The 24,860-nt window shown below is 67.0% G+C and carries 27 protein-coding genes; 18 read left to right on the forward strand and 9 right to left on the reverse strand.

From position 1 onward, the window contains the following. Positions 1–3: 3 nt before the first annotated feature. On the reverse strand, positions 4–1,038 hold the full coding sequence (locus HMI57_RS10960) for an LCP family protein (protein WP_171586047.1): 1,035 nt from the start codon (positions 1,036–1,038) through the stop codon (positions 4–6). Between the two features lie 114 nt (positions 1,039–1,152). On the opposite strand from HMI57_RS10960, the gene HMI57_RS10965 reads away from it, so the two are divergent. From HMI57_RS10965 to HMI57_RS10975, 3 genes are all read left to right on the forward strand, one after another. Then, on the forward strand, positions 1,153–1,632 hold the full coding sequence (locus HMI57_RS10965) for a DUF3515 domain-containing protein (RefSeq protein WP_171586048.1): 480 nt from the start codon (positions 1,153–1,155) through the stop codon (positions 1,630–1,632). Then, complete coding sequence (locus HMI57_RS10970) at positions 1,632–2,555, forward strand: aldose 1-epimerase family protein (RefSeq protein ID WP_171586103.1); 924 nt, start codon at positions 1,632–1,634, stop codon at positions 2,553–2,555. The genes HMI57_RS10965 and HMI57_RS10970 overlap by 1 nt, the downstream gene beginning before the upstream one ends. A 189-nt stretch (positions 2,556–2,744) precedes the next feature. After that, positions 2,745–3,482: an NAD(P)H-binding protein gene (locus HMI57_RS10975; RefSeq protein WP_346655195.1), complete on the forward strand. Its 738-nt coding sequence runs from the start codon at positions 2,745–2,747 to the stop codon at positions 3,480–3,482. 36 nt (positions 3,483–3,518) lie between these two features. Here HMI57_RS10975 and HMI57_RS10980 read toward each other — a convergent pair whose 3' ends face one another. Then, the gene (locus HMI57_RS10980; protein ID WP_171586049.1) at positions 3,519–4,238 is read right to left on the reverse strand and encodes a CDP-alcohol phosphatidyltransferase family protein; all 720 of its coding nucleotides are present in this window, start codon (positions 4,236–4,238) and stop codon (positions 3,519–3,521) included. Positions 4,239–4,255: 17 nt separating this feature from the next. Beyond that, positions 4,256–4,690: an SRPBCC family protein gene (locus HMI57_RS10985; protein WP_171586050.1), complete on the reverse strand. Its 435-nt coding sequence runs from the start codon at positions 4,688–4,690 to the stop codon at positions 4,256–4,258. A gap of 84 nt (positions 4,691–4,774) precedes the next feature. Between HMI57_RS10985 and HMI57_RS10990 the strand changes: the two genes are divergently transcribed. From HMI57_RS10990 to HMI57_RS11010, 5 genes are all read left to right on the forward strand, one after another. Next, on the forward strand, positions 4,775–5,767 hold the full coding sequence (locus HMI57_RS10990; protein ID WP_171586051.1) for a zinc-binding alcohol dehydrogenase: 993 nt from the start codon (positions 4,775–4,777) through the stop codon (positions 5,765–5,767). 67 nt (positions 5,768–5,834) lie between these two features. Next, the gene (locus HMI57_RS10995) at positions 5,835–6,233 is read left to right on the forward strand and encodes a 6-carboxytetrahydropterin synthase (RefSeq protein WP_171586052.1); all 399 of its coding nucleotides are present in this window, start codon (positions 5,835–5,837) and stop codon (positions 6,231–6,233) included. A 4-nt stretch (positions 6,234–6,237) separates the two neighbouring features. Beyond that, positions 6,238–7,296: a glycosyltransferase family 4 protein gene (locus HMI57_RS11000; RefSeq protein ID WP_171586053.1), complete on the forward strand. Its 1,059-nt coding sequence runs from the start codon at positions 6,238–6,240 to the stop codon at positions 7,294–7,296. Beyond that, on the forward strand, positions 7,293–8,180 hold the full coding sequence (locus tag HMI57_RS11005; RefSeq protein ID WP_171586054.1) for an SAM-dependent methyltransferase: 888 nt from the start codon (positions 7,293–7,295) through the stop codon (positions 8,178–8,180). Before HMI57_RS11000 ends, HMI57_RS11005 begins: the two co-directional genes overlap by 4 nt. Then, entirely contained in the window at positions 8,177–9,124 is a 948-nt protein-coding gene (locus HMI57_RS11010) for a lysylphosphatidylglycerol synthase transmembrane domain-containing protein (RefSeq protein WP_171586055.1), read from the forward strand. The genes HMI57_RS11005 and HMI57_RS11010 overlap by 4 nt, the downstream gene beginning before the upstream one ends. Here the strand turns inward: HMI57_RS11010 and ribA are convergent. Further along, positions 9,026–10,414, reverse strand: a complete 1,389-nt coding sequence (gene ribA / locus HMI57_RS11015) for a GTP cyclohydrolase II (RefSeq protein WP_171586056.1) — start codon at positions 10,412–10,414, stop codon at positions 9,026–9,028. The two genes, HMI57_RS11010 and ribA, sit on opposite strands and share 99 nt — an antisense overlap. A 298-nt stretch (positions 10,415–10,712) precedes the next feature. Between ribA and HMI57_RS11020 the strand changes: the two genes are divergently transcribed. Then, the gene (locus tag HMI57_RS11020) at positions 10,713–11,102 is read left to right on the forward strand and encodes a hypothetical protein (RefSeq protein ID WP_171586057.1); all 390 of its coding nucleotides are present in this window, start codon (positions 10,713–10,715) and stop codon (positions 11,100–11,102) included. Positions 11,103–11,139: 37 nt separating this feature from the next. Here the strand turns inward: HMI57_RS11020 and HMI57_RS11025 are convergent, their stop codons facing one another. From HMI57_RS11025 to HMI57_RS11035, 3 genes are read right to left on the reverse strand one after another with little or no spacing between them, the layout of a single operon-like run. Beyond that, positions 11,140–11,637 carry a GyrI-like domain-containing protein gene (locus tag HMI57_RS11025; RefSeq protein ID WP_171586058.1) on the reverse strand — a complete coding sequence of 166 codons (498 nt, stop codon included), beginning with the start codon at positions 11,635–11,637 and terminating at the stop codon, positions 11,140–11,142. A gap of 34 nt (positions 11,638–11,671) precedes the next feature. Continuing rightward, complete coding sequence (locus tag HMI57_RS11030) at positions 11,672–12,301, reverse strand: HutD family protein (RefSeq protein ID WP_171586059.1); 630 nt, start codon at positions 12,299–12,301, stop codon at positions 11,672–11,674. Further along, entirely contained in the window at positions 12,298–13,149 is an 852-nt protein-coding gene (locus HMI57_RS11035) for a MurR/RpiR family transcriptional regulator (RefSeq protein ID WP_171586060.1), read from the reverse strand. Before HMI57_RS11035 ends, HMI57_RS11030 begins: the two co-directional genes overlap by 4 nt. A gap of 111 nt (positions 13,150–13,260) precedes the next feature. Between HMI57_RS11035 and HMI57_RS11040 the strand changes: the two genes are divergently transcribed. Both HMI57_RS11040 and HMI57_RS11045 read left to right on the forward strand, forming a co-directional pair. After that, positions 13,261–14,286 (forward strand): ornithine cyclodeaminase family protein, encoded by a 1,026-nt coding sequence (locus HMI57_RS11040; protein WP_171586061.1) that lies wholly within the window; start codon positions 13,261–13,263, stop codon positions 14,284–14,286. Positions 14,287–14,292: 6 nt separating this feature from the next. Next, positions 14,293–15,900 carry an aromatic amino acid lyase gene (locus HMI57_RS11045; RefSeq protein WP_171586062.1) on the forward strand — a complete coding sequence of 536 codons (1,608 nt, stop codon included), beginning with the start codon at positions 14,293–14,295 and terminating at the stop codon, positions 15,898–15,900. On the opposite strand, the gene HMI57_RS11050 is transcribed toward HMI57_RS11045, so the two are convergent. Further along, positions 15,845–16,864, reverse strand: a complete 1,020-nt coding sequence (locus tag HMI57_RS11050) for a LacI family DNA-binding transcriptional regulator (protein WP_171586063.1) — start codon at positions 16,862–16,864, stop codon at positions 15,845–15,847. The genes HMI57_RS11045 and HMI57_RS11050 overlap by 56 nt on opposite strands. A 301-nt stretch (positions 16,865–17,165) precedes the next feature. Here HMI57_RS11050 and HMI57_RS11055 point away from each other — a divergent pair, with 301 nt between their 5' ends. Continuing rightward, positions 17,166–18,059 carry an amidohydrolase gene (locus HMI57_RS11055; protein WP_171586064.1) on the forward strand — a complete coding sequence of 298 codons (894 nt, stop codon included), beginning with the start codon at positions 17,166–17,168 and terminating at the stop codon, positions 18,057–18,059. Further along, positions 18,056–18,646, forward strand: coding sequence for a cysteine dioxygenase family protein (locus HMI57_RS11060; protein ID WP_171586065.1), 591 nt, complete (start codon positions 18,056–18,058; stop codon positions 18,644–18,646). Before HMI57_RS11055 ends, HMI57_RS11060 begins: the two co-directional genes overlap by 4 nt. Positions 18,647–18,658: 12 nt before the next feature. Here HMI57_RS11060 and HMI57_RS11065 read toward each other — a convergent pair whose 3' ends face one another. Then, a complete protein-coding gene (locus tag HMI57_RS11065) occupies positions 18,659–20,125 on the reverse strand; it encodes an aromatic amino acid lyase (RefSeq protein ID WP_171586066.1) in 1,467 nt (488 codons plus the stop codon). A 142-nt stretch (positions 20,126–20,267) separates the two neighbouring features. Here HMI57_RS11065 and HMI57_RS11070 point away from each other — a divergent pair, with 142 nt between their 5' ends. The 5 genes from HMI57_RS11070 to HMI57_RS11090 all read left to right on the forward strand — a co-directional run bounded on the left by HMI57_RS11070 (position 20,268) and on the right by HMI57_RS11090 (position 24,777). After that, positions 20,268–21,329 (forward strand): ABC transporter ATP-binding protein, encoded by a 1,062-nt coding sequence (locus tag HMI57_RS11070; RefSeq protein ID WP_171586067.1) that lies wholly within the window; start codon positions 20,268–20,270, stop codon positions 21,327–21,329. Beyond that, entirely contained in the window at positions 21,326–21,973 is a 648-nt protein-coding gene (locus tag HMI57_RS11075; RefSeq protein ID WP_171586068.1) for an ABC transporter permease, read from the forward strand. The genes HMI57_RS11070 and HMI57_RS11075 overlap by 4 nt, the downstream gene beginning before the upstream one ends. Further along, entirely contained in the window at positions 21,973–22,698 is a 726-nt protein-coding gene (locus HMI57_RS11080) for an ABC transporter permease (RefSeq protein WP_171586069.1), read from the forward strand. Before HMI57_RS11075 ends, HMI57_RS11080 begins: the two co-directional genes overlap by 1 nt. A 58-nt stretch (positions 22,699–22,756) precedes the next feature. Continuing rightward, positions 22,757–23,662 (forward strand): ABC transporter substrate-binding protein, encoded by a 906-nt coding sequence (locus HMI57_RS11085; protein ID WP_228721060.1) that lies wholly within the window; start codon positions 22,757–22,759, stop codon positions 23,660–23,662. A 98-nt stretch (positions 23,663–23,760) separates the two neighbouring features. Further along, the gene (locus HMI57_RS11090; RefSeq protein ID WP_171586071.1) at positions 23,761–24,777 is read left to right on the forward strand and encodes a putative sulfate exporter family transporter; all 1,017 of its coding nucleotides are present in this window, start codon (positions 23,761–23,763) and stop codon (positions 24,775–24,777) included. The last annotated feature ends 83 nt before the right edge of the window (positions 24,778–24,860 follow it).

Here is a 24,860-nt window from a genome sequence, read left to right on the forward strand (position 1 = left end):
ATTCTACCGGGAGGCGGTTTCGACGTAATCGCCGAGGGTGTCGGTGTCGAGTGCCGCGGCGATCTCGGCGATGGCGGCGTCATCCTTCACAATGATGGATTGTCCATCCGCTGACGTCCCGATACCGAGGTTTGGCAGGGTGAAGAACTCCACATCATTGCTGCGGACATTCCGCAGTGACAGCGCCAGGCTGCCCGCGGCCGAGGCGTCGAGACCCTCGTCGACGCTGAGGTAGGGAGACACCTGACCGACGATTTCGTTGATCTTCAACGGATTAGACAGAGTGTCAGCGGTGAGGAACTTGCCCATGATCGCCTGGATGAAGAGCTGCTGGTTTTTTACCCGCTGGTAGTCGCCGTCGGTGAAGGCATACCGTTCACGGACAAACTTCAACGCGGATTCCCCTTGCAGGGTGATGGGTCCCTCGGCGAAGAACTCGCCGTCGGCTCCGCGTGACTGGAACGCGATCTCGTTATTCACTTCCACTCCCCCCAACGCGTCCGTGAGGCCGGTGAAGCCTTCGAAGTCGATGATGGCGACGTGGTCGATCGGCGCATCAAACAGCCCTTCGACCGTCTCCACTAGAAGCGGCACCCCGCCAAACGCGGTGGCGGCATTGATCTTGTGCTCGCCATATCCGGGAATGTCGGTCCAGGTGTCCCGCATGATCGACATGACGTACACGCCCTCCCGGTCAGCGGGAATGTGCATCAGCATCATGGTGTCGGAGCGTCCCTCGTTGGGTACCCCCGGCAGGTTCTCGGTCTCGCCGCTCCCGCCGTTCTCGTCGCTACCCAGCAGGAGGATATTCAGTGCCCCCTCGGCCTCAGCAGCCCGGGTGGGACGGTCGGTGCCTTCTGGAAACACCTCCTCGATGGTCTGCGTCTGCGAGTTGTAGGTGCTGGCCAGATTAAACAGGTAGCCACCAGCAACGAGGCAGGCGACCAGCACCAACGCAAGGGCCGAGAAGAGGACAATGCGCACCGGGCGCTTCTTTCGGGCCGTCGGCTGGACGGGCTCTTCGAGATAATTTGACACGACGGATTCTCCCTGACATAAGACAGCTCCCCATACTAACCTTCAACCGTGGGAGGAAGCTGGGAACCGGCGCCGGTCGCTCCTCACCCCGTCCGCGGCTACTAAGCTGGCACCATGCGTGCCTCCCGACTCCTCCCCCCGCTTGCCGTCGTCGTTCTGGGCCTGACCGCCTGCTCGCCGATCGTTGGGGTGGAGGCTGCCCCGGATGCCGCGAACCCCGAATGCGCCTCGGTGATGGTGTCCCTACCCGACGTCGTCGCCGAGAATGAGCTACGGGATACCGACAGTCAGGCGACTGCCGCCTGGGGTGACCCGTCGCAGGTGGTGCTGCGCTGCGGCGTCGCCGTTCCTGGCCCCACCACCGACGCCTGCGCCTCGGTGAACGGCGTCGACTGGATCATCCAGGAAGAGGCGGAGGTCTGGCGCGCCACCACCTACGGACGCGACCCGGCGGTGGAAATCCTGTTTGACCCGAACGAGGTAGCGTCAAGCACCATCCTGGTGGACCTGGGCACCGCGGTATCGGTGATTGCGCAGGATTCCGAATGCCTGAGCCTCAATGACGAACTCGAACTCCCCAGCGAAGGGCCATGATGGACCACACCACTCCCCTGTCCGGACGCCAGCACCTCCTGCGTCACGGCGACTACAGTGCCGTCGTCGCCAGCGTTGGAGCCTCGTTGCGTGAACTCCGGTATGCCGAACGCCACCTCACCCGGCACTACGACGCCGACGAGATCCGCCCCCAGTACCGGGGCGCACTCCTGGTGCCGTGGCCCAACCGGGTAGTGGATGGCACCTATGACTTCGAGGGGATTACCCACCAGCTCAGCCTGACCGAACCCGAGCGGGGTCATGCCCTGCACGGGCTGCTCGCCTGGGACGAGTGGGAGACGGTGGAGCACAGCGACGCATCGGTTACGCTTCGGGCGACAGTCGTCCCGCAGAAGGGCTACCCGTTCCGGCTCGCCGTTGAGGTGCGGTACTCGCTCGACGACGACGGCCTCACCACCACCGTGACCACCGTCAACACCGGACCCGACGCCGCACCTTACGGCGTGGGACCCCACCCCTACCTGGTGGCCGGGAACGGCCCGGTGGATGAGTGGATCCTTACCCTGCCGGCGGACACGGTGCTCGAAGTGACCGAGGACCGGCTGATTCCCACCACGCTGGCCGCTGTCACCGGGGATTTCGACTTCCGCTCGCCCACCCGAATCGGGGCGGCATTCCTCGACCACGCGTTCACGGACGTCGGCTACGCCGACGACGTCGCGACGGTCAGCGTCACCGGCCCCGATGGCAACGGCGCGGCCGTGTCTTTTGGCCGGGACTGCCCGTGGGTCCAGGTCCACACCGGCGATCTGCCGGGTAATCCGCCGGAAAGCCGCGGAAGCCTCGCCGTCGAGCCCATGACCTGCCCGCCGGATGCCTTCAACTCCGGGACTGACCTCTTGGTCCTCAAGCCCGGGATCAGCCACTCGGTGAACTGGCGGATCCACGCCGTCGGGAAGTGAAACGGGCACTGCCGGGTTACCTCCAGTAGACGCACTACTTTCAGTGCCCAACGGGAGGAACCACATGTCAATCGTCATCACCGGAGCCACAGGCCACCTGGGCCGCAAGGTCGTCGAGTATCTGCTGGCCCGCGACGTTGACCCGTCAACGATCGTGGCGGCGGACGCAACGAGGCCGCACTCAGCGCGCTGGCATCACAGGGAGTCGGGACGGCACGCCTCGACTATGCGGATCCCGCGTCGCTGGATGCCGCGTTCGCCGGGGCGGAGAAGGTGCTCCTCATCTCCGGAACCGAGGTGGGCCAGCGCGTCGCCCAGCACCAGGCAGTGATCGAGGCGGCCGGACGGGCTGGCGCGTCCCTTGTCTACACCAGCGCACCGAAGGCCTCGACCTCTGCCCTCGTCCTCGCACCCGACCACAAGGCGACAGAGGAGCTCCTCGAACAATCCGGCCTGACTTACACGGTGCTGCGCAACAACTGGTACACCGAGAACTACGCCGACACGATCCGTCAGGCGGTTTCCACCGGGACCATCATGACCAGCGCTGGCAACGGCAAGGTCGCCAGCGCCACCCGCGCCGACTATGCCGAAGCCGCCGCCGTCGTCCTCCTCTCGGACGCGCACGACGGCGAGATCCTGGAACTGGGCGGCGACGAGCCGTGGGACTTCGAGGAGCTGGCTGCCACCATCTCGGCGATCTCCGGGAACCATGTGACTGTCAACCACCTCACCACCGACGAGCACCGCGCCGCGTTGAAGGGCTTCGGCCTGGACGACGGGACCGCCGGTTTTGTCGCCGCACTCGACGCCAACATCGCTGCCGGCCTCCTCGCGGAGAGCGACGGAACACTCTCCCGCCTGATCGGGCGCCCGACGACGACGCTCAGGCAGTACGTGGGCGAGCTGACCATGCCCACCGGGTAGCCCGGCTCGAATCTGCCCCGGGAATGAAGTAGCCGGCTAGGAACTGGGGGTGCGGGTGGATCGCTCCAGCCGCACCACATCCCGGCCAAACGAGGCCACCAGCAACATCAGGGCAGCAGCGGCCACGGGGACGGCGAGCGCTACCGGTGTCGCGGGGACCAGGATCACCACCAGCACCACCCCCTGGGTGGCGGCGACCACCCGCCGGAACTGGCTGAACTCCAGGTCTCCCCGCAGCGCCGGACGGAACCACGATGCCGCCACGTACAGGTAGCGCATCAGCCCGATCAGCAGCGTCCACCAGCCGACCGTCAGGGCCACCGGTATGGAGAGCACCAACAGGAGAATGGCGTCAGTTTCCATGTCGAGGCGGGCACCCGCGGTGGACGCGGTGCCCGTCCGCCGCGCCACGGCGCCGTCGACCGCGTCCAGCAGCACCGCCGGGGCAGCCAGCAGGACCAGCCACCACGACCGGGTGGGCACGTCTCCCCAGAGAGACAGGACCACAATGGTGGCGCAGCCTCCGGCCAGCACGGCCCGCAGCAGGGTGACCCGGTCGGCTGGTCCCGAGTAGGACGGCCGCCGACGCACCACGCTCAACGCCGCGACGGTCACCAGGGTGAGCCCGGCCACGACGGCAGCCAGGTTGGTGACGTTGTGGGAATCGTTCAACGCCAGCAGGGTGATGCCGATCCCCACCGACCCCAGCACCGCGCCCGACGCATCGAACAGTGCCCGCTTGCTGACCCGCGCCACCGGCGTCCCTTCCCGGTCTAGACGAGTGAGTTCAGTTTGTCCCGGAGACCATTCAGTGCAGGGTCACGCAGCGAGTTGAACGCCGGCTTGAGGAACGGCTGGACAATCCGCCGGAACCCGTTGAGTGAGAACTCGGCCGTGTAGGTGACGTCACTGCCCGTCGCCGACGGGACGACGTCGATCGAATCAAATGAAACGAGAGTCTTGTTGGCCCCCCGCAGCTTGATGTGACCCTGCCGCAGCTCGGTCACTTCGTATTCGATCGGCTGACGCTTCCCGCGGAATTCCGCCTCTGCGTGGTATTTGTGACCGACGGCGACCGGGCCGATCGAACGCTTCTCGACAACTGGTGTGCCCGGATCCCATTCGCTGGTGTGCTCGAACTCGGAGAGGTACGCGAAGGCCTTCGAGGGTGAAAGCGGCGTGCTGATGGTTCCCTTGACAGTAATCATGTAGCCAGTCTACTGATTACATCGGCTTAGAAGGCTGGTGGCGTCCCCCGCAGCCTTGGAGGCGCTGCAGGGCATAATCGAGTTATGTCTTCCCACAGCCAGTCGTACTGGACCACCAGCCCCGGGCACGGCGAACTCCGCACCGCTCCCCTGCCACCGCTGGAGCCCGGCCAGGCACAGGTCCGCACCCTGTACTCGGGCATCAGCAGGGGAACCGAGACACTGGTCCACGACGGCCGTATTCCTCCCGAGATCGCCACCCTGATGGAGGCACCCTTCCAGGAGGGATCTTTCGGTGGGCCGGTGAAATACGGGTACCTCTCCGTGGGGCTGGTCGAGGACGGCCCCGCCTCCCTGGTGGGCAAGCGGGTCTTCTGCCTCTACCCCCATCAGGACCGCTACGTGGTTCCGACGGAGGCACTGACCCTGATTCCCGACGACGTCCCCAGCGAACGCGCCGTCCTGGCCGGCGCCGTCGAAACGGCAGTGAACGCCCTGTGGGATTCCCGGCCATGCATCGGTGACCGGATCGCCGTCGTCGGCGGTGGCATGATCGGAGCCGCCATCGCAACACTGCTCCGCCGCTTCCCCCTGGCGCGCCTCCAACTAGTGGATCCGGATCCCGCCCGTGCCGCGCTCGCCGAGCAGCTGGGCGTGGACTGGGTGCACCCGGACGACGCGGCGGGCGACTGCGACCTGGTCTACCACTGCTCCTCCACAGCCGCCGGCCTGTCGCTGGGCCTGGGCCTGCTCGGCGATGAGGGCGAGGTGATCGAGCTGTCCTGGTACGGCACCAACTCGCCCGAGGTGCCGCTGGGGGCAGACTTCCATGCCCGCCGGCTCACCATCAGGGCAAGCCAGGTGGGCACCATCGCCGCTCCGCGCCGGGCACGCCGCACCCACCAGGACCGCCTCGCCACCGCCCTCGACGCGCTGAAGGATCCGGCGTTCGATGCCCTGCTCAGCGGGTCCTCACCCTTCGAAGACCTGCCGAACGTGATGCGCGACCTGTCCAGCGGCACCCTCTCCGCCCTCTGCCATGTGATCGCCTACCCGGGCTCCGACCACACCCCGTAATCCCGGCGCCGGGCCCTTATCGTCACGCCCCACAAGCACCGCCGTATCCAACAACCACAGGAGACCCATGTACCGCCTGACCGTCCGCGACCATGTGATGATCGCCCACAGCCTTCCCGACCCGTTCTTCGGCCCGGCCCAGGGCCTGCACGGCGCCACGCTGGTGGTGGAGGTGACCTGGCGGCGTCGTGAACTGACCGAACACGCAGTGGTGATCGACATTGGCGAGGCCACAGCCATGCTCGGCGAGGTGCTCGACGGGTTGCGGTACCGGAACCTCGACGAGCATCCCGACTTCGCGGGCGTCCTCTCCACCACCGAGGCGGTGGCCCGGTACATTGCCGACCGCTTGCAGGACCGCTTCGACACCTCGGTGTTTGCCGGACTCGACGTGGTGCTCCGTGAGCACCCGGATGCCTGGGCCGGTTACTCGGTGGAGTTCGATCCGGCTGACGTACCGGGCTAGCTCGATGGACCTGACCCTGGTGGATCCCGGCGCACCCGGACCCAGCGGCGGCACCATCTACAACGACCGGCTGGCTGCGGCGCTGGGCGACGCAGGGCACCGCGTGACGATGATCCTGGTGCGTGGGGACTGGCCAAACGCCTCTGCGCACCACCACCGGGTGCTCGCCGCTGCGCTCAGGGATGTCCCGGCCGGCTCGGTGGTGCTGGTCGATGGGCTCATGGCCTCAGCCGCCCCGGAGGCAGTTCGGGCAGCGGTCGACGCCGGCGTCATCGTCTGGGTATTGCTGCACCTGCCGCTTCCCGCCGAGACTGGCCTCAGCGAAGCGGAGCAGACGGCCTTAGCGGCGTCGGAGGAGGCCGCGTTGCGGCACGCCACCGGGGTGATCTGCACCAGCAACTGGGCCCGCGAGGACCTGCAGCGCCGCTACCGGCTGAACCGCGTGTACGCCGTGCCTCCCGGCACCGAACCGGCGGAGATCGCCGCGGGGAGTAGTCAGGAGGGCAGTCCGCACCTGTTGATGCTCGGGTCGCTGACGCCCCGGAAGAACCATTCGGTGGTGCTTGCCGCTCTCGGCGACCTGGTCGACCTGCCCTGGACCGCCTCACTGGTGGGTGGTCCGCTCGACGGCGCCCACGCGACCGGCCTGAGGGAGCTGGCAGGGAAACTCCCGCCGGGACGGGTCTCCTTCCCCGGTGTGCTCCAGGGTCCAGCGCTCGACGCCGACTGGGCACGCACCGATCTGCTGCTCCTGCCGTCGGTGGCTGAGACGTTTGGGATGGTGGTAACCGAGGGACTGGCCCGGGGCATCCCCGGCGTGGTGGGCCGTGGCACCGGCGCGGTCGAAGCGTTGACCGGCGGCACCGCAGCGAACGACGACGATAACCTCCCCGGCGCCGTCCTCGATCCCTCCGACCCGGACCGGCTCAGCGAACTGCTGCGGACCTGGCTCACCGACGCGGCCCTCCGCCAGTCGTGGCGGACCGCCGCGCTGCGCCGCCGCGATACACTGCCGACATGGGCCACTACCGCGACCACGCTGCTGAAGATCATCGACCTGTGACCGACGCTGACCCGGATGCACCCCGACCCATCAGCAGCGACTGGCTCTCCCTCCGCCGGCCCGCCGACGAAGCCGCCCGGCAGGCAAGCCAGCCCCTCCTCGCTGACCTACAGAACTTCCTCGCCGAGATCCGAGGTACCGACCACACCGGTCCGGTGCGGATCTTCGACCTCGGCGCCGGGACGGGAGCCAACCAGGCGTGGCTGGCCCCACAACTGGCCCTGTCCCAGCGGTGGACCCTTATTGACCATGACGCTGATCTGCTGGACCACACCTTGAGTGCTCCACCGGTCGACGGCGTCGCCGGCACTGAAGCAGTGGTGGCCGGGATCGAAGACCTTGGGCAGATCCTCGACGCCGACGCTGGCACCGCTGATTCTGCAGTTGACGGTCCTGCCCCGGACCGGCACCGATTCGTCACCTGCTCAGCCCTTCTTGATCTCCTCACCCCCGACCAGCTCCGCGAGCTCTGCGCCACCCTTGCCGCGACGGGGACCGCTGCCCTGTTCAGCCTCAGCGTCACCGGCGTGATGGACATCGAACCGGCGGACCCCCTGGACGAACGCCTCAACGACGCCTTCAACCGGCACCAGAACCGTGGCGACCGGGCGGGCGCCCAGGCCGTGGACCTGACGGCGGGGTATCTGGCGGACGCCAACTTCACGGTCACCACCGTCGACACGCCGTGGGAACTCACCGGAAACCATGCCCAGCTGATCCACCGGTTCCTCAGCGACCGGGCGGACGCCGTCCTGGAGGTAGACCCCACCCTCGCCGGGGAGGTCGACCGCTGGCTGGCCCGGCGATCAGAGCAGGCGGCAGCCGGGTCCCTCCGGGTGACGATTGGTCACCGCGACCTGCTCGCCCTCCCGCCACGACGGTGACCCTCACCGCACAGGCCCGCCGCCGCTGGCTGGGGCTCCTTCAGGCTGCGTGCGCAGCCGCTCTGATCTACCTGCTGGTCCGGGTATTCGGCACCGGACCGTTCGCTGCCGGCCTGGAGGCACTGACCTTCCCTTCGATCGCCGCAGCCCTCCTGCTCGGGCTCCTCGGTACTGCCGCACAGGCCCAGCGCTGGCGGCTGGTTTCCGCAGGGTTCCAGATGCACCTTCCCCCGGGCGGTGCCCTGGCCCAGTGCTACGAAGCGTCCTTCCTGAATGCAGTGCTCCCGGGTGGTCTGGCGGGCGACGCCATCCGCACCGCCCGGCAGCGCTCGGCCTACCGATCGAGCTGGCTCAGCAGTATCGGCTCGGTGCTGGGCGAGCGGCTGGCCGGGACGGTGATCGTGCTCCTCGCGGCAGCGGCAGCCCTCCTGGCAGTGGACTGGCGGGCCTCCGCAGCGGTCGCCGCCGGCGCCATGCTGGTCCTGCTGGCCGCCCGTCCCTCGCTGCGGCGGCTCCCCAACCGGACGGTGGCGGCCGTGTGGGGGCTGTCGGTCCTGGGGTGGTCCTCCTATGCGGCACTGTTTGCGGTCTCTGCGGCTCTGACGGCACCCGAGCTGGACCCGGTCGACGTCGTCGGCCTGACCGCCATCTGCCTGGCAGGTATGTCGATCCCCCTGAGCCTGGGCGGGTGGGGGCCTCGCGAGGGCGTCACCGCCGTCGCGTTCATGATGTTCGGATACCAGGGGTCGCTGGGTATCGAGGTGTCGGTGGGCTATGGGTTGCTGGCCCTGGTCTCGGTCCTGCCCGGCGCTCTGCTCCTGCTCGCCCTCTTCGTAAGCGGCCTGCTAGGGAACCGGTACGGAGAGGGCCGCCGAAAAGTCGAACTCGGTGCAGACGTCCCTACCGAACTCGAAGCGCCGCACGGGCGCCGAGAGGGCACCTGACAGCGCATCGCTGCCCGCGAACCTGATCCCCGGAACGCCGTCGCCCACCAGGATCGGCGCGCACGTCAGGTACAGCCGGTCCAGCGCACCTGCCTCGAGGAAGCGTGACACCGTGTGCCCGCCGCCCTCCACGAGCACCCGGGGGTGGCCCAGGTCAGCCAACAGGTCCAGCAGGCGGTGCGGCGCGAAGTCGTCGGCGGCGAGCCGTCGGACGCTGACGTGGTCGGCCAGATCGGTCGGAACCGCAGCGTCGGTCCCCACCAGCCAGAGGGTGGGAGCGGCGCCATCGGTCAGGAGCAGTGACGAAGCGGGGATCCGGGCGTGCGGATCCAGCACCACCCGGAGCGGGTTGGGTCCCTCGACGGCCCGTACCGTGAGCTGGCAATCGTCCGCAGTCACGGTCGACGCACCAATCACCACCGCGTCCACCAGCGCGCGCAACCGGTGCAGGTGTTCACGGTCCTCGCTGCCCGTGACAAACCGTGCATCGCCAGTACGCGACGCGATGAAGCCGTCGAGACTCTGGCCGAGCTGGCCAATGACCAGGCGGCCGTCGGGGCGGATGGCCTGTACCAGGGGTCCGTAGCGGGTGATGAGCTCGGCGGCGAGACCGTGTACCGACCCTTGGGGGACAGTGCCCTCGGTGAGCTGGCGCCAGACGTCCTGGACCGGTTCGCCGTCGTGCCTCATCCTGGCCCGCTTCGTGGCGATGTAGCCGGCGTTCTCGGGCCGCTGGGCAATGTTCAGTCCGCTGCGTCCAGCGACGGTGATACCGCCGCTTTCCAGGGCTTCCTGTTTTGCGGGGTTGGAGGAGAGCAACCGGATGCGGGTAATTCCGAGGTCGCGCAGGATCTCGGTGCTCTGCACGTAGTCGCGTGAATCGACAGGCAACCCCAGCGAGGTGTTGGCGTCCACGGTGTCAGCTCCCTGATCCTGCAGTGCGTAGGCACGCAGCTTCTCCAGCAGGCCGATCCCCCGCCCTTCGTGCCCACGGACGTAGATGACGACGCCGGTGCCCTCCTCGCTGATCCGTTGCAGGGAGGCCGCGAGTTGCTCGCCGCAGTCACACCGGTAGGACCCGAGGGCGTCCCCCGTAAGGCATTCGGAGTGCACGCGTACCAGCGGGATCGCCCCGTTGTTGGTGTCACCCCGCACCAGCGCCACGTGCTCGTTGTTTCGGGAATCGCGGTACCCCACCATTCGGAACACGCCGTAGCGCGTAGGCAATACCGTCTCGACAACACGTTCTACCTGTGAGGCACCCCAGCCGGGAGCCGAATTGATCGACATAAAACCACAATAGGCGACCGGCCGCGCTCCGTGACCCCCAGCCCCCGCCGGGCATTGCGTCCCGGCGAGCCGATCACAATGTCGTCACAGTTGCTCAGGCATCAGTTACAGTCGGATAAAGAAAGCATGCTGACTATAGCCGGGGCGTTCAACGACTCACTATCGTCGGAAGCAGGAACTGGCTGGGCGTTCGGGACGTTGACCCAAATAGCTGAGCCATCCGGCAGACACCACGTGAGCCGGCAGTGCAGTACGGGCAGCCCGCTGGGGTGCTGCCGACATCCGAGCATAGGGCAGCATGGAATCGAAACGGCCATCATCCGACACCGGACGCCGCCTGGCGCGCTCCTATGCAGTGCAGGACGGCAATCTGGCAGTCAGGATTGACGCCCCCGAATTTCCCAGCGCTTCCCCTCTACGCCGCCGCCGCGCCGAAAGCGCCGAACAGCGCCTGTCCGGACTGGAAGCCCTGCGCCGCCCGCTGGTACAGGCTGTCCTGGACGCCCGCGAGCTTTGTGAACGGACCGCTCCCCACCCGCTCGACGACGAGTCGGATGCCATCGCCATCGCCGTGGGCACCGCGCCAGTCCTGACCACCCCCACGTTCGGGCAGCTGCTCCTCTGCGCCGCTGTGAAGGACCTCGAGGAACTCGACGACCGGCTCTACCAGGCCCGGCTCCACCACTAACGGCGCCGGGACCAGCGGCTCCGGCACCAGAGGACGCCTACTCGGTAACCAGCCAGTTGAGCTCGGTCCGCAGGTCGGCCGGATCCATGTCGGGCGTCGGCTCCGTCACGTAGACCTCCCACAGGGCGTCGCTGGGGGTCAGACCCTGTCCGGTGATCCACCCCTGCAGGCGTTCCCATGACGCTCCGAGGGTGTCAAAGGATCCGTGGTGCATCAGCCTGGCCACCCGGCCGCCGGGGAGTGCACTGGCCACCACCTCGCCGTCCTGCTCCACCTCGCGATCGGTGACGAAACCCACTTCAAGATCCACCGTTTCGGAGGGAACCCCGTTATAGAAGGCCATGGCCGGACCAGCGATTGACACGTCCTGGGCGCCGACCACCGCCGGAACCTGGGAGAACGACCGGTCGAAAAAGCCGGTGAGCTCCTCCATCGCGATCACTCCGGGAATCACAGCGGTCACCGCTGGTTCAACAGTAACCAGCTCGGGCTGGGCCTCGGTGGCTTCCTCAGACTCGAATTCTGCGCTGTTCATCAGACCTCCTCGTGTGTGTGCCTGCCATCTTGCATCAGCTGACAGTTCGTGTAAATCCCTCACCCGGAAGCGGGTAAACCGAAGCCACTGCCACGTCCGCGGCGCCGGAAAGCCGCAGCGCACCGTCGTCAGCCTGGCCCGTGCGCTCAATCAGCACGGCGTCGTGGGGTTTCAGCAACTGGTCATCGACGTGCAGGGTTCCGGCCAGCAGCACGACGACGACAGCCCCACCCGGCGGGGCGGCGAGCTCCCGGGGGGTGCCAGCGGGTGCGTCGAGCCGCAGGTGCTCAAGCACTCCGGTGCAGGCGTCCCGCCGGGTCATCAGGTTCAGGTCGAGCGTCGGGACGGTCACCCCGGTCGCGGCAACGTCATTCTCCCCGGCGAACCGGTGCACCCCGTACCGGCCGAGCGCAACCGGGTGTCCACCGTCCACGAGGCCCAGCCCCCCGGGCGAAAGGGCCATCAGGGACCGGTCAACGCCGGGGAACGCCGAGAACCCGCCGTCCCGATCCACGGTGGCGATGCTTAGCCGCCAGGTGAAAGGCCCCTGTGCACTCCCGGTGGCATCGTCGTCGGGCCGCACCACCAGCTCGGTGGTGTAGCCGCCGCCGTTCTTCCACGGCACCCGCCGGTGTGACGACGCTGGCAGCAGGGTGGCGCTCATCGCTGGGTGTGGGCCCAGCGCTCCACCAATTCCTCGTGCGCTTCCAGCAGTTCCTGGGTGCGGTGCGGGTCCCGGGCTGCGAGCGCATCCAGCAGAGAGATAGCCAGGACGACGGCGGCGGCGTGGGAGTCGAACACCAGGTCGGTGCCGACGGGCGCGACCAGGAGGGCATCGACGTCGTTCGCGAAGGGAACCAGTGGGCTGTCGACGATGGCCACGGTGGCCATGCCCAGCGACCGGGCCTGCGCCAGGGCGCGGACCGTGACCGCCGGGTATCGGGGCATCACGAAGGCCAGGACGGCCGTGGCGCCATTGCGGTGCAGCTGCAGGATCGCGTCGTCCATGGAGGCGGCATCGGAGAGGACGTGCACGTCCGGCAGCACCCGGCGGGCGAAGTAGCCAAGGTACTCGGCGAGCGCGGCCGAGACCCTGAGACCGATAATGCCGAGCGGCTGGGTACCGGCGAGCAGGTCGATCGCCCGCTGCATCTGCTCGCTGGCGACAGTGCGTTCCAGGGCGCCGATGTTCTGCTGTTCAAACTCAAGGATGGTGGGCCGTTCGGCGCCTGCACCGTTGAGCGGAGCGGTCTTGCCGCGCACCACGTCACGGATGGCGCTACGGAACTCGGGATAGCCGGGATAACCCAGCGCGGTCGCCAGCCGGGTGACGGTGGGCTGGCTGACCCCTGCGGCCTCGGCGACGTCGATGGTCGAGGCAAAGGCCACGTCCGGGAGGGAAGCAAGCATGTATTGGATCACGCGACGCTGGGTGGGCGAGACCCGATGGCGGTGCGCCAGGTCCACCAGCCAGTCGTGCGCGCGGTCAGCTGATGATTGGTCGCTCAGCACAGTCAGTCCCCCGGTTTCGGTAACGTCATCGTTTGGTGATCCCGCTCACTATGAATAGCATGATACACAGCTACGACACGTGCATGAAACAATTCACCTTCGGAGGTTCTTTTGTCAGAGCAGGGTCAGCGCGAAATTTGGCTTCGATTCCTCAGCGGTCCGGATATTGACTCGCTGGAACTCACCCGTCCCGAGATCATCAAGGCAGTGGACGACGTCGTCGCCTCCCACGGCCGCGGTGAGACGGTCTTCGAACCCCGCATGCACCTGATGCCCAACAATGGCGGGGTAGGGCACTTCAACGTGCTGCGCGGTCATGTGTCGAACCTCGGCGTCAACGGCATCAGCGGCGTCAAGGTGGTGGGCGACTTTGTCCCCAACTACCTGCAGGGTCTGCCCAGCGAACTCGCCATGGCCACCCTGTACGACCCGACCACGGGCGTCCCGCTCTGCGTCATGGACGCCACCCTGGTCACCGAGGTACGCACCGGCGCCATGACTGCCGTCGGCGCCAAGCACCTGGCACGCAAGGACTCGAAGATCCTGGGCCACGTGGGAGCCCGGGGCACAGCCTTCTCCAACGTCACCATGCTCGACAGCATGTTCGACTTCGATGAAATCCGGGTCACCAGCAAGCGCCCGGAATCCCGTGAGGCTTTCGCCGAGCAGCTGCGCGCCGAGATCAGCACCCCGGTCCGCGTGGTGGACACCGCCGAGGAAGCGTTCGACAACGCCGACATCCTGGTGGAGGCGTCCCGCCTGAACGAGCCAGCCCCACTGCTGCGGACCGGCGTGGTCAAGCCCGGCGCGTTCGTGGTGCCCTACGGCACGGTCAGCGCCGTGGAACTGGATCTCCTCGACGTGATGGACAAGGTGGTGGTGGACGACTGGCGTGAGGCACAGTCGGGCCGGTTCGGTGCACTCCGCCCGCACGTCGACACCGGACGGCTGTCCCCCGAGACCCTGTACGCGCAGCTCGGCGAAATTGTCAGCGGGCAGAAGCCGGGCCGGGAGAACGACGACGAGCGGATCCTGCTCTGGCACCGCGGACTGTCGATCCTCGATGTCGCGGTGGCGCACCTGATCCTTACCAAGGCGGAGCAGACCGACACCGGAACCATGCTCAGGTACCGGTAACGGCGCATGCATCACACCCACGCCCCCGTTGACCATCTCACCGTGCTGCGCATCTCCGACCCCCAGCAGTTGGACGCCACCGCAATCGCCGAGATTGCCGGAGGGCGGCCGCTCCGGTTGGAGAAGAGCCTCCTCGACGCCATCTCGGCGCAACGCCGGGAGGTGCTGGAACTGCTCTCCGACGGCTCCCCCGTCTACGGCGTGAACACCGGGATGGGCGCCGCCAGCGAGGTGCCGCTGGACGTCATCGCGCAGTCCCGGCACCAGAACAACCTCATGCTCGCCCGGGCGGTAGGATCCGCGCCCTGGCTGACCCGGCCGGAGACCCGTGCGGTCATCGCGGTCCGGCTGCGGACCTTCCTTACCGGTGACGCGGGCGTTTCCGCTGAACTGTGCGTCAGGTTGGCGGAGCTGCTCAGCATGGACCTGCTGCCAGCCATCCCCCGCACCCGTATTGGCGCTGCTGGCGAAATTATCCCCCTCGCCCACCTCGGTGGAGCCCTCACCGGTTCCGGCGCCTTCCTGGCTGACGCAGGCGCTGGACAGACTGCCGGCACCACCTCACGTCCCATGGCTGGCCACGGTGTTGTCCACGGTGCGGGCGATGGTGCTGTCAACGCCGCTGGCGTGTTCGAAGCGGCGGGGATGGCACCGTACTCGTTTGGCATCAAGGAGGGCGTTGCCCTCATCGAGGGGGTACCGGTCACCACGGCACTTGCCATCCTGCTCGCTAATGATGCCCGGCTGCTCGCCGCCCAGGCCATTGCCCTCCTCTCCGCCGAGGTCTGCCTGGTGGGAGCGAGCCGGGACCCGTTCGATCCCGCGCTGGCCCGTGCCGATGCGGAGCTGGGCACGGTGCTCGGCGCGATCCGCCGGCTCGCCGGCGAAGACTCCGCGCCTCGCACTCTCCAGTCGCCCCTCTCCTTCCGGGTACTGGGCCCGGCCGTCGCCCATCTGTTGCGCTCCATCGCTGGGGTGGAGGCCGCCGTCGGGCGCGCCCTCAACGGTGTCACCGATTCGCCGGCGTACCTGGACGGGCGGTTCATCGGCACCGCAGGGTTCGACGGGTTCGATCTGTCCGCCTCACTCGACGGGCTGCGGCTGTCCCTGATCCACGTTGCGGAGACGTCGGCGGCACGCGTGCACCGGTTGCTGGACGAACGGTTCACCGGGCTCCCCCGCCAGCTCTCCGGCCAGCCCGGCCTGTACGCGGGGATGGTCGCCGTGCACAAGCGGACCGTCGGCGTCGTGCATGAACTGGTGGCTGCCGCACGGGCATCCAGCGTCGGGGCGATCGAAACGTCGTTCGGACAGGAGGATGTGCAGAGCTTCTCCGCTGAGGCCGCCGAGGCGTGCGATCACGCGGTCATGGGCCTGCGTGACATCCTTGCGTGCGAACTGCTCACGGTGATCCAGGGAGTCAGGTTGGCCCAGGACCCGCTGGAACACGTGGACCGACGGCTCGGGACGCTGGTGGATGACGCGTCGGACCTGTTGCCCGCGGGCACCGACGACCGCGCATTCGGCAAGGATATTTCTTTGCTCAACGAGCTGCTGGCTAGTGGCTGGGGGCGCTGGGTGTCGACGGAGGAGCTGTCGATTCCCGGTCAATAAAGATCGGGCGGAACATCACCCGGCCGCTGGCTGTCCCAGTACCCTCGGGCATGGTGAGGGCGCTGACTGCCGCATCAACGATTGCCTGTTCGTCCCAGCCGAAGGTGGTCAGTTCGGGGCTGACCAGTGAGGCAAGCTCACTGTCGTCGAAGCCGAGAATCGACAGGTCCGCCGGGACCTGAAGGCCCAGGTCCCGCGCGGCACGGTAGGCGCCGAACGCAATCGAATCGCCCAGGCAGAACAGCGCGGTGGGCCGCTCGCGGCCGGCGAGCAGCTGGGATGCAGCGTGCGCAGCCCCGTGCACTGACGACGGCGACGACGACACCGTGACGCTCAGTCCCATCGAATCCCCCAGGCTCTGGGCCAGCAGTTCCGCTGGTCGCCCAGGGGTGGTGGGCAGCGTGGGTGCGAGCAACCCGACGGTGCGGTGGCCCAGGTCGGCGAGATGCTGCAGGGCGGTACCGACCCCGTACTCATTGTCGAACAGGACGCTCTCCGATTCGGGGCGCGCCGTCAGCGCATCCCCGATGGAGACAATGCGCGTCTGCTCCGGCACCTGGGTCCAGTACTCAGCGGAGGGGTCGACGGGCAGAGCGATGATGCCGTCCACCCGCTGGGCGGCCAGGGAGCGAAGGACTGCCGCCTCGCGCTGGGGGGAGCCGTCGACGTCGGCGATGATGGAGGAAAGCTCCTGTGCCCGGAGCCCCTCGGACAACATCACTGCCAGACCCTGCCGCCACAGGTCACGGAGGGACCCGACAATCGCGACGTTGCCGCTGCGCCCATTGGCGAGCGCCCGGGCGATGGGGTCGGCAGAGTACCCCAGCTCGTCGGCGATCGCCCGCACCCGGGCCTGGGTGGCCTCTGAACCCCGCAGGCCGCGCAGCGCATAGGAGGTTGCGGCCTTCGACAATCCCGCAGCGTCGGCGATGTCCTGGAGTGTCTTGCGTTGGGCCCCGGTCATCAGACCAGCATACGTCCGTCCCCGTGACCGCCCATCCCCGACGCCGTCCTCCGTCCGCCAACCCCGTCCACGGGCCCCCTCCACCGAGACCGCCCGCCGAAGAGTGAGAGCTGACGACCTGTTGATCTCCCGACCCGCCTGATCTCACGGTTCGGCGCACGGGAAGCAGTTGACAACCCTGTTGTGAACCGGTTCAATTAGTTACGAGTGAACCGGTTCACAACGGCAGCCTACTTAGTATCTTCCGTCTGGTTCACCGCCCTAACACCTCTCCACCTCACCACCTCCGCGAAAGGGCATCATGCGCACGGATTGCCACCAGCACCTGTGGCCAGCCGCGTTCGTCGATGCGCTCCGCAACCGGTCCCAGACTCCACGCCTGAACGGCTGGGAGCTGCTTATCGACGGCGAGGCGCCCTACGCCGTCGACCCGCTGGCCCATGACACCGAGATCCGGCGAGGCCGCGAAGCCCGTGAAGGCAAGGACCAGGTGCTGCTCTCCCTGTCCAGCCCCCTGGGGATCGAGCATTTGCCGTTCGAGGAATCCCGCGCACTGATTGAGGTGTGGCACACCTCGGCGCTGGAGCTGGGCGATCCGTTCCTGGTGTGGGCGGCGACGCCGGTGAGCGAGTTCGATCTCGACGGGCTGACCAACATCCTGGAGCACGACCGCGTCGTGGGGCTGCAGCTTCCCGCCACGGCACTGGCGGACCCAGACTCACTCCGCCGCCTGCGGCCCGTCCTGGACGTGGTGCAGGCCTCCAACAAACCGGTGCTGATCCACCCGGGACCGGCGCCCGTCACGGCCGGAACACCCGCCTGGTGGCCGGCGCTGGTCCCGTACGTCTCCCAGCTACATGCCTCCTGGCTGGCCTGGCACGCGGTGGGACGCACCCAGCACCCCACCCTGCGGGTGGCATTCGTGGCCCTCGCCGGACTAGCCCCGCTCCACCACGAACGGCTGGCAGCCCGCGGCGGCACTTTCGGGGCCGTCGACCCGCTGGTGTACTACGAGACCTCTTCCTACGACACCCGGGCGATCGACGCGACCATCCGGGTAGTCGGCGTCGACCCGATTATCCACGGCTCCGACCGGCCCTACGCCGAACCCCGTGACCCGGGACTGGGACATGCCTTCACCCACGCACTCTTCTCCGCGAATCCCCAACATCTCCTGAAAGGAACACCACGATGACCACAGCACCTCCCCAGGGCCACGCCCTCACAGAATCAGACGTTCCTGCCCTACCCGGGCGCACCCTCAGCCAAAAGGAACTGCAGGACTGGGTGACCACCCTCGCGGCCCGGCCCGACCTGTGGGAACACCACATCAATCACGACGGCGGCGAGCGCCACTATGCCTCCGTCTACCGGGACTCCAACATCGACGTGTGGCTGCTCTGCTGGAACACCCAGGACGACACCGGCTGGCACGACCACGACATTTCCTCGGGCGCCGTCGTCGTCACCCACGGTGCGGTCACCGAAGCGAACCCCCGGATGAACGGCGAACCTGTCCGCCGCGTTGTGGAGGCCGGCAGGTCCTTCTCCTTCGGACCGGACCACGTGCACCGGATGGGCGGCTCAGTCGACGGATCGGTCTCGATCCACGCGTACTCCCCACCGCTGTGGCGGATGGGACAGTATGCGATCGGCCGCAACGGCGTGATCCGCCGCATGTCGGTCAGCTACGCCGATGAGCTCCGGCCCATGGATGACGAAAGTGTCATCGAGAAATACAAGCAGCTCCAATCAGTCACTGACGAACTGGCCGGACGCTAAAACCGGGCAATTCTAGAACCCGGCGAGGCCTGGCAGCAGCGCGAGTGCTGCCGCCAGGTCGTCCCCCAGCGGACGGTCATCAATATCGGGGTCCAGCCCGGCTGCCAGGTACTCAAAGGCGGCCCGTGCCGGAGCCGTACCCAACCGGTGGGGTGCCATCCGCAACGCCCGCACCGCGGCGACCGCTTCGAGCGCGACGACGACGGGCGCCTCCTTCGCGAGGTGGCGCAGCTGCCGGGCACCCTGGGTGGCAAACCCGGCGTGTTCCTCCAGGCCCAGGGAAACGCTGATGCCGGGGCCGTTGGCTGGAGTCGAATAGGTGCGCAGGATCGACAGCATGTCCTGCGCCACGTACTCGGCGATCATGAGTCCCGAGCTGCCGCGCGGTCCGGCGGCCAGGAACGACGGCAGGCCACTCAGCTCGGGGCGGAACAGGTGCGACAGCCGGGCCGCCGACAGGGAGATCACCGGGTAGACGGCGTTTCGCGTGGCATCCAGGACCGCCGAGAGCATGGCCTGGTGGAATTGGCCGTGGTGGAAGGGGCCCCCCTCGATCATCAGTGGGTTTTCAGCAGCTCCGTTGATTTCAGTTTCGAGAATGGCCCGCAGCCGCAACAGGGCATCGAGCGCCGGGGCATGCACCTGAGGCAGCGCCCTGAGGGCAAAGGGATCCTGCAATCGGGCCGGAGCAACCGGCGTGTCGGGCCCCGTCAGCCGACGCATCTGAGCGGCGACCGACGCCTGATGCGGATAGACCCGGGCACGGTGAACTGCCTCGGCGTACGGCTCGGGCGAGCCTTCCAGCGCGAGCATGGTCAGCGACGCCACCACCAGGGCACTCTTCATCAGCTGCTCCGTTGCGACGGCGCCCTGCGCTGCGGTGGCCAGAGTCAGCGCGCTGGAGCTCATGAACGGCAGCGAGTCGGTGTCCTCGAAGTGGACCGGAGCAATGCCGCCCACCTGCCACGGCCGGTCTCCACTGAGGGTGAGCGCCAGTTCGGCCATCGCCGCCAGGTCGCCGGTCCCCAACCCGCCGAGGCTGTGGATCGTGGCGACCGACCCACTGTCGAGGGCCTCCAGCAGCCCCCTCACCACTCCGGTACTGATCCCGGAGCCGCCCGCGAGGAACTGGTTGAGCCGGACGGCCATCGTGGCGCGGACAGTGCTGTCCTCGTCCACCCGTCCGGCCCCCGCGCAGTGGCTCAGGAGCAGACGGCGTGCGTGCGCCGCCCGGATTTCCTCCGGCGACCCACCGGGCTCCACATTCATGGCCCGATTGGCCCCGACGCCGGTATTTGCACCATAGACGCGACCGGATTCGCGGGCCCGAATGAGCACCTCATTCGAGGTCGTCAGGGCGGCCAGCACGCCGTCGGGCACGTGAATACCGGCGGACCCCGTGGAAATAGTAATAAGATCGTCAAGTGTCAGCGAGGCGCCGTCGAGCACCACCCGGTTGATGTTGTGCTCGGAAGTCATGGATGCACCGTTGTCCTTTGTATGTCGGCTATGTAAGTAATCTCACAAATTAGGTTGACTGTCTATTCATTCGCTGAAACTATGAATCAACTTATTCACTGCCGGTTATTAGGGCTGGTGCCAAGGAACCTGGAGAGCCACCGTGATTACGTTTGACAAGGTAAGCAAGACTTTTCCGGATGGCACCCTCGCCGTCGAAAACCTCGACTTTGAATTGCCCACCGGCAAGATCACCGTCTTCGTGGGCCCCTCGGGCTGCGGCAAGACCACCTCGCTGCGGATGATCAACCGGATGATCGAACCCACCGGCGGACGGATCCTGATCGACGGCAAGGACGTCATGAGCCAGGACGCCGCCCTGCTGCGCCGCTCCATCGGATACGTCATCCAGCATGCCGGGCTATTCCCCCACCGCACGGTGATTGAGAATGTGATGACCGTTCCCAACCTCATCGGCACCGACAAGAAGAAGTCACGGGCAACCGCCATGGAGCTGCTGCTCCGGGTGGGGCTGACCGAGAGCATGGCCAACAAGTACCCGGTCCAGCTCTCGGGCGGCCAGGAACAGCGCGTGGGCGTGGCCAGGGCGCTGGCCGCCGATCCTCCGGTCATGCTCATGGACGAACCGTTCAGCGCCGTCGACCCCATCGTCCGTGCGGGACTGCAGACCGAGTTCCTCCGCCTACAGGGCGAACTGGGCAAGACCATCGCTTTCGTCACCCACGACATCGACGAGGCCATCAAACTCGGTGACAAAGTGGCGGTCTTCCGTGAAGGCGGCCACCTGGCCCAGTACGCCTCGCCACAGGAACTTCTGGAAAACCCCGCCAACGACTTCGTCGCCGACTTCGTGGGCCGCGACCGCGGCTTCCGCAGTCTCTCCTTCGACTCCTCCGGGGTCCTGGTTCTGGACTCCGTTGACTCGGTCCGCTCCGGCAGCGAGATCCTGGTGCTCGACGACGCCGGCCGGCCACTGGGCTGGGCCGGTCCAGGAATCGCCGACGAACGCTCGCCACTGTCAGTGGCTGGCACGTTCACGGCTGCTGATTCGCTGCGGGTCGTCACCGACCTGGCGATCAGCTCCCCCGTCGGTATCGCCGTCCGGGTCAACGACTCGGGCGTAGCGGACGGCATCATCAGGCACCCGAGCCTGGTCCGCCAACTGGATGAACGACGCCGGCAACGCGCGGGGACCGCCTCATGATCGACTACATCAGAATCAACTACCAGCTGATCTGGGAGGCCTTCCAGCAGCATCTGTACCTGGCCCTGATCCCGGTCATCCTGGCGATCATCATCTCGCTGCCGCTGGGGTACATCGCCGTCCGCTACAAAAAGCTGTACTACCCGTTGGTCAATATCAGCAGCATTCTTTACGCCATCCCATCCCTGGCGCTGTTCCTGCTGCTGCCGCCGATCATCGGGACGGGCGTCCTGTCTCCGCTGAACATCATCATCGCGCTGACCGTGTACAGCATCGCGCTGATGGTCCGGGTGGTGGCCGATGGGCTGAACTCGGTTGACCCGGCGATCACCCAGGCCGCCACAGCGATGGGCTACCGGCGGGTCCGGCGGCTCTTCGCGGTGGAGCTGCCCATCGCCCTGCCGGTGATGCTCGCCGGACTGCGCGTGGCAACGGTGGCCAACGTGAGCATTGTCAGCGTGGGTGCGCTGATCGGCGTCGGCGGACTGGGGGCCCTGTTCCTGCGCGGCCTGCAGCTTGACTACCTGGCGCCAATCTTCGTCGGAATCATCCTGTCGGTGCTGCTGGCAGCGACCTGCGACATCATCATTGTGCTTGTTCAACGACGATTCACGCCCTGGGTGCGTGCGGGAGGACGGGCCTGATGGACTATCTCGAGTATCTTTTGGACCCCGAGCACTGGGATCTGGCCGTGACGGGCAACATCCCCTCGCTCGTCGTCGACCACCTGTACTACACGGTGATCACCCTGGTGATCGCCTCACTGATCGCCATCCCGGTGGGGCTGTACATCGGCCACACCGGCAGGTTCTCGTTTGTGGCAATCAACGCGGGGAACGCCGGGCGGTCATTGCCGACCCTGGGCCTGATCATCCTGCTGGTGACGGTGATCGGGTTCGGCCTGCTCCCTGTCATCATCGCGCTGGTGATCCTGGCCATCCCTCCCATCCTGACGTCCACGTATGCGGGGCTCCGGGCCATCAACCCGGCCTCGGTGGACGCCGCGAAGGGGATGGGCATGCGCCCCATCCAGATCCTCTTCCGGGTCGAAATCCCGATGGCGTTGCCCCTGATCCTCAGCGGCCTGCGAAGCGCCACCCTGCAGGTCGTCTCCACCGCCACCGTCGCCTCCTACGTGGGGCTCGGCGGGCTGGGCCGGTTGCTCGTCGATGGGCTGGCCCTGAACCAGTACGACCGGGTGATCGCCGGCGCCGTCGTCGTCGCCGCCCTGGCGATCGTGCTCGACCTGATCGCGTCGAGTGTGCAACGGCTGGTGGTCTCGCCCGGCGTTTCCGGCCGGGCCCTCACCCGGACGTCCAACAAAGCCCCATCATCTTCCGTCGGGCCAGCAACGGCTACTGCGGGATAAGCTTTATTTACCTGACCGAAAGGCACGACCCATGATAAGAAAACGCTCCACGAAACTGATGAGTAGCGTTGCGCTCTTCGGCGCAGCGGCCCTGGCCCTCACCGCGTGCGGTGGCGATCCACTCGCCTCCGACGGCGGCGAATCGGTCGACGCCGAAACCATCGCCATTGGTTCGGCCAACTTCCCGGAGAGCGAACTGCTTGCCGAGATGTACGCGCAGGTCCTTGAAGCCGAAGGCATCGAGGTGGAGCGCAGCTTCAACATCGGTGCACGCGACCTGTACCTTGCGGCACTTGAGGACGGGTCGATCGACCTGCTCCCCGAGTACAATGGCGCGCTGTACTCGGCGCTCGTAGAGGGTGGCGCCCCCGAGGGGATCACCGCTCCCGACGAGGTGTACGAGGCAATGGTCGAGGTCCTCCCCGAGGGAATTGTTGCCCTCGAACAGTCCGAGGCAGAGGACAAGGACACGCTTGCCGTCCTTCCCGAAACCGCCGAGGAGTACGACCTCAAAACCATCGACGACCTCGCTCCTGTTGCCGGTGAACTCAGCGTCGCAGCGGGCCCAGAATGGGCCGAGCGTTTCCAGGGCCTGCTGGGCCTTGAGGAACTCTACGGAATCACCTTCGGCGAGTTCCAGGCCCTCGACGCGGGTGGCCCGCTCACCCGCGAAGCCCTGATCAGTGGCCAGGTTGATGTCGCAAACATCTTCTCCACCGATTCGGTCATCGAGACCGAGGGACTGGTGATCCTTGAGGACACCAAGAACCTCTACCTCTCGGAGAACATCGTTCCGATCATTCGCGAGTCCAAGGTGACCGATGCGGTGACCGAATCGCTGAACGCGGTTTCGGCTGCCCTCACCACCGAGAACCTCACCGAATACCTCGCACGGGTTCAGGTGGACCGCGAAGCCAGCGCCACCGTGGCCACCGCGTTCCTTGAGGAATACGACCTCCTCTAAGCGCACCCTGCCCATCCCGACGGTACGCCGTCGGGATGGGCAGCGCCCGTTCCCCCATCCCGGCACCCGTTTCACCCGAGCGCCCTGAAAGAAACCCAGTGACCACACAGCGCTCGGCCGCCACCGCGGCAGTCATCAACCTGCTCCCCGGAGTACTGGTCATGGCAGCCGCCGTCGCCATCTCACTCTTCGTCGCCAGTCTCCAGGGATTCATCGGCGCCCTCGTCGTGGCGCTCGCCCTCGGCCTGCTGGTACGCAACACCGGGTTGTTCCACCCCCGCATCCGGCCCGGCATCCAGCGGGCCACCAAGCGCTTCCTGCGGCTCGGCGTCGTCGTCCTGGGTTTGCAGCTGTCCCTCCCCGAGATCCTCAGCCTCGGCTATCCAGTCCTCGCCCTGATCATCGTCTCGGTTTTCATTAGCTTCCTGTTCACCCGCTACGTGGGTGAGAGGCTCGGCCTCAGCCGCGCGGCATCCACCCTGATGGCTGCCGGGTTCTCGATCTGCGGCGCCTCAGCCATCGCTGGCATGCAGAGCATCGTCAACGCCGACGACGACGAGGTGGCCAGCGCCATCGCCATGGTGACCCTGTACGGTTCGGCAGTGATTGTCGGGCTGCCGCTGATCGGGAACCTGCTCGGGCTCTCTCCCGAAACCTTCGGTATCTGGTCCGGACTCGCCGTCCACGAGGTGGCCCAGGTGGTAGCCACCGCGAGCACCGCCGGCGCCGTCGCCCTCGCGGTGGCGACGGTGGTGAAGCTGGGCCGCGTGGTGCTCCTGGCGCCCGTCGCGGCCTTCGTGTCGGTCGGTATCCGGCGCACCGAGGGTGCCCAGCCGTCCGCGACGGGGCGGGTGGCCCCGATTGTGCCACTGTTCGTTGTCGGGTTCCTGGCCCTGGTGCTGCTCCGCTCCACAGGGGTGGTCCCCGAACCCGTCCTCGACGCTGCCTCCCTGACCGCCACGCTGTTGCTGGCTGCAGCAATGTTTGGCTTGGGCACCGGGATCGACATCCCGCATCTGGCACGCACCGGAGGGAAGAACCTGGTGCTTGGAGGCATCTCGACGGTGTTCCTCGGCGGGATCACGCTCGCCGGGGCGGTCCTGGTCACCGCCTAGGGTCTTACCTGACGCCTCCTGGGACCCACCTCGGTTTTGGTGAGCAACCTGGACCTTGGAGGGCAAGATCTCACTCACCGATG

Source organism: Arthrobacter sp. 260 (assembly GCF_013116745.1).
In the GTDB taxonomy this organism is placed as follows: domain Bacteria; phylum Actinomycetota; class Actinomycetes; order Actinomycetales; family Micrococcaceae; genus Arthrobacter_D.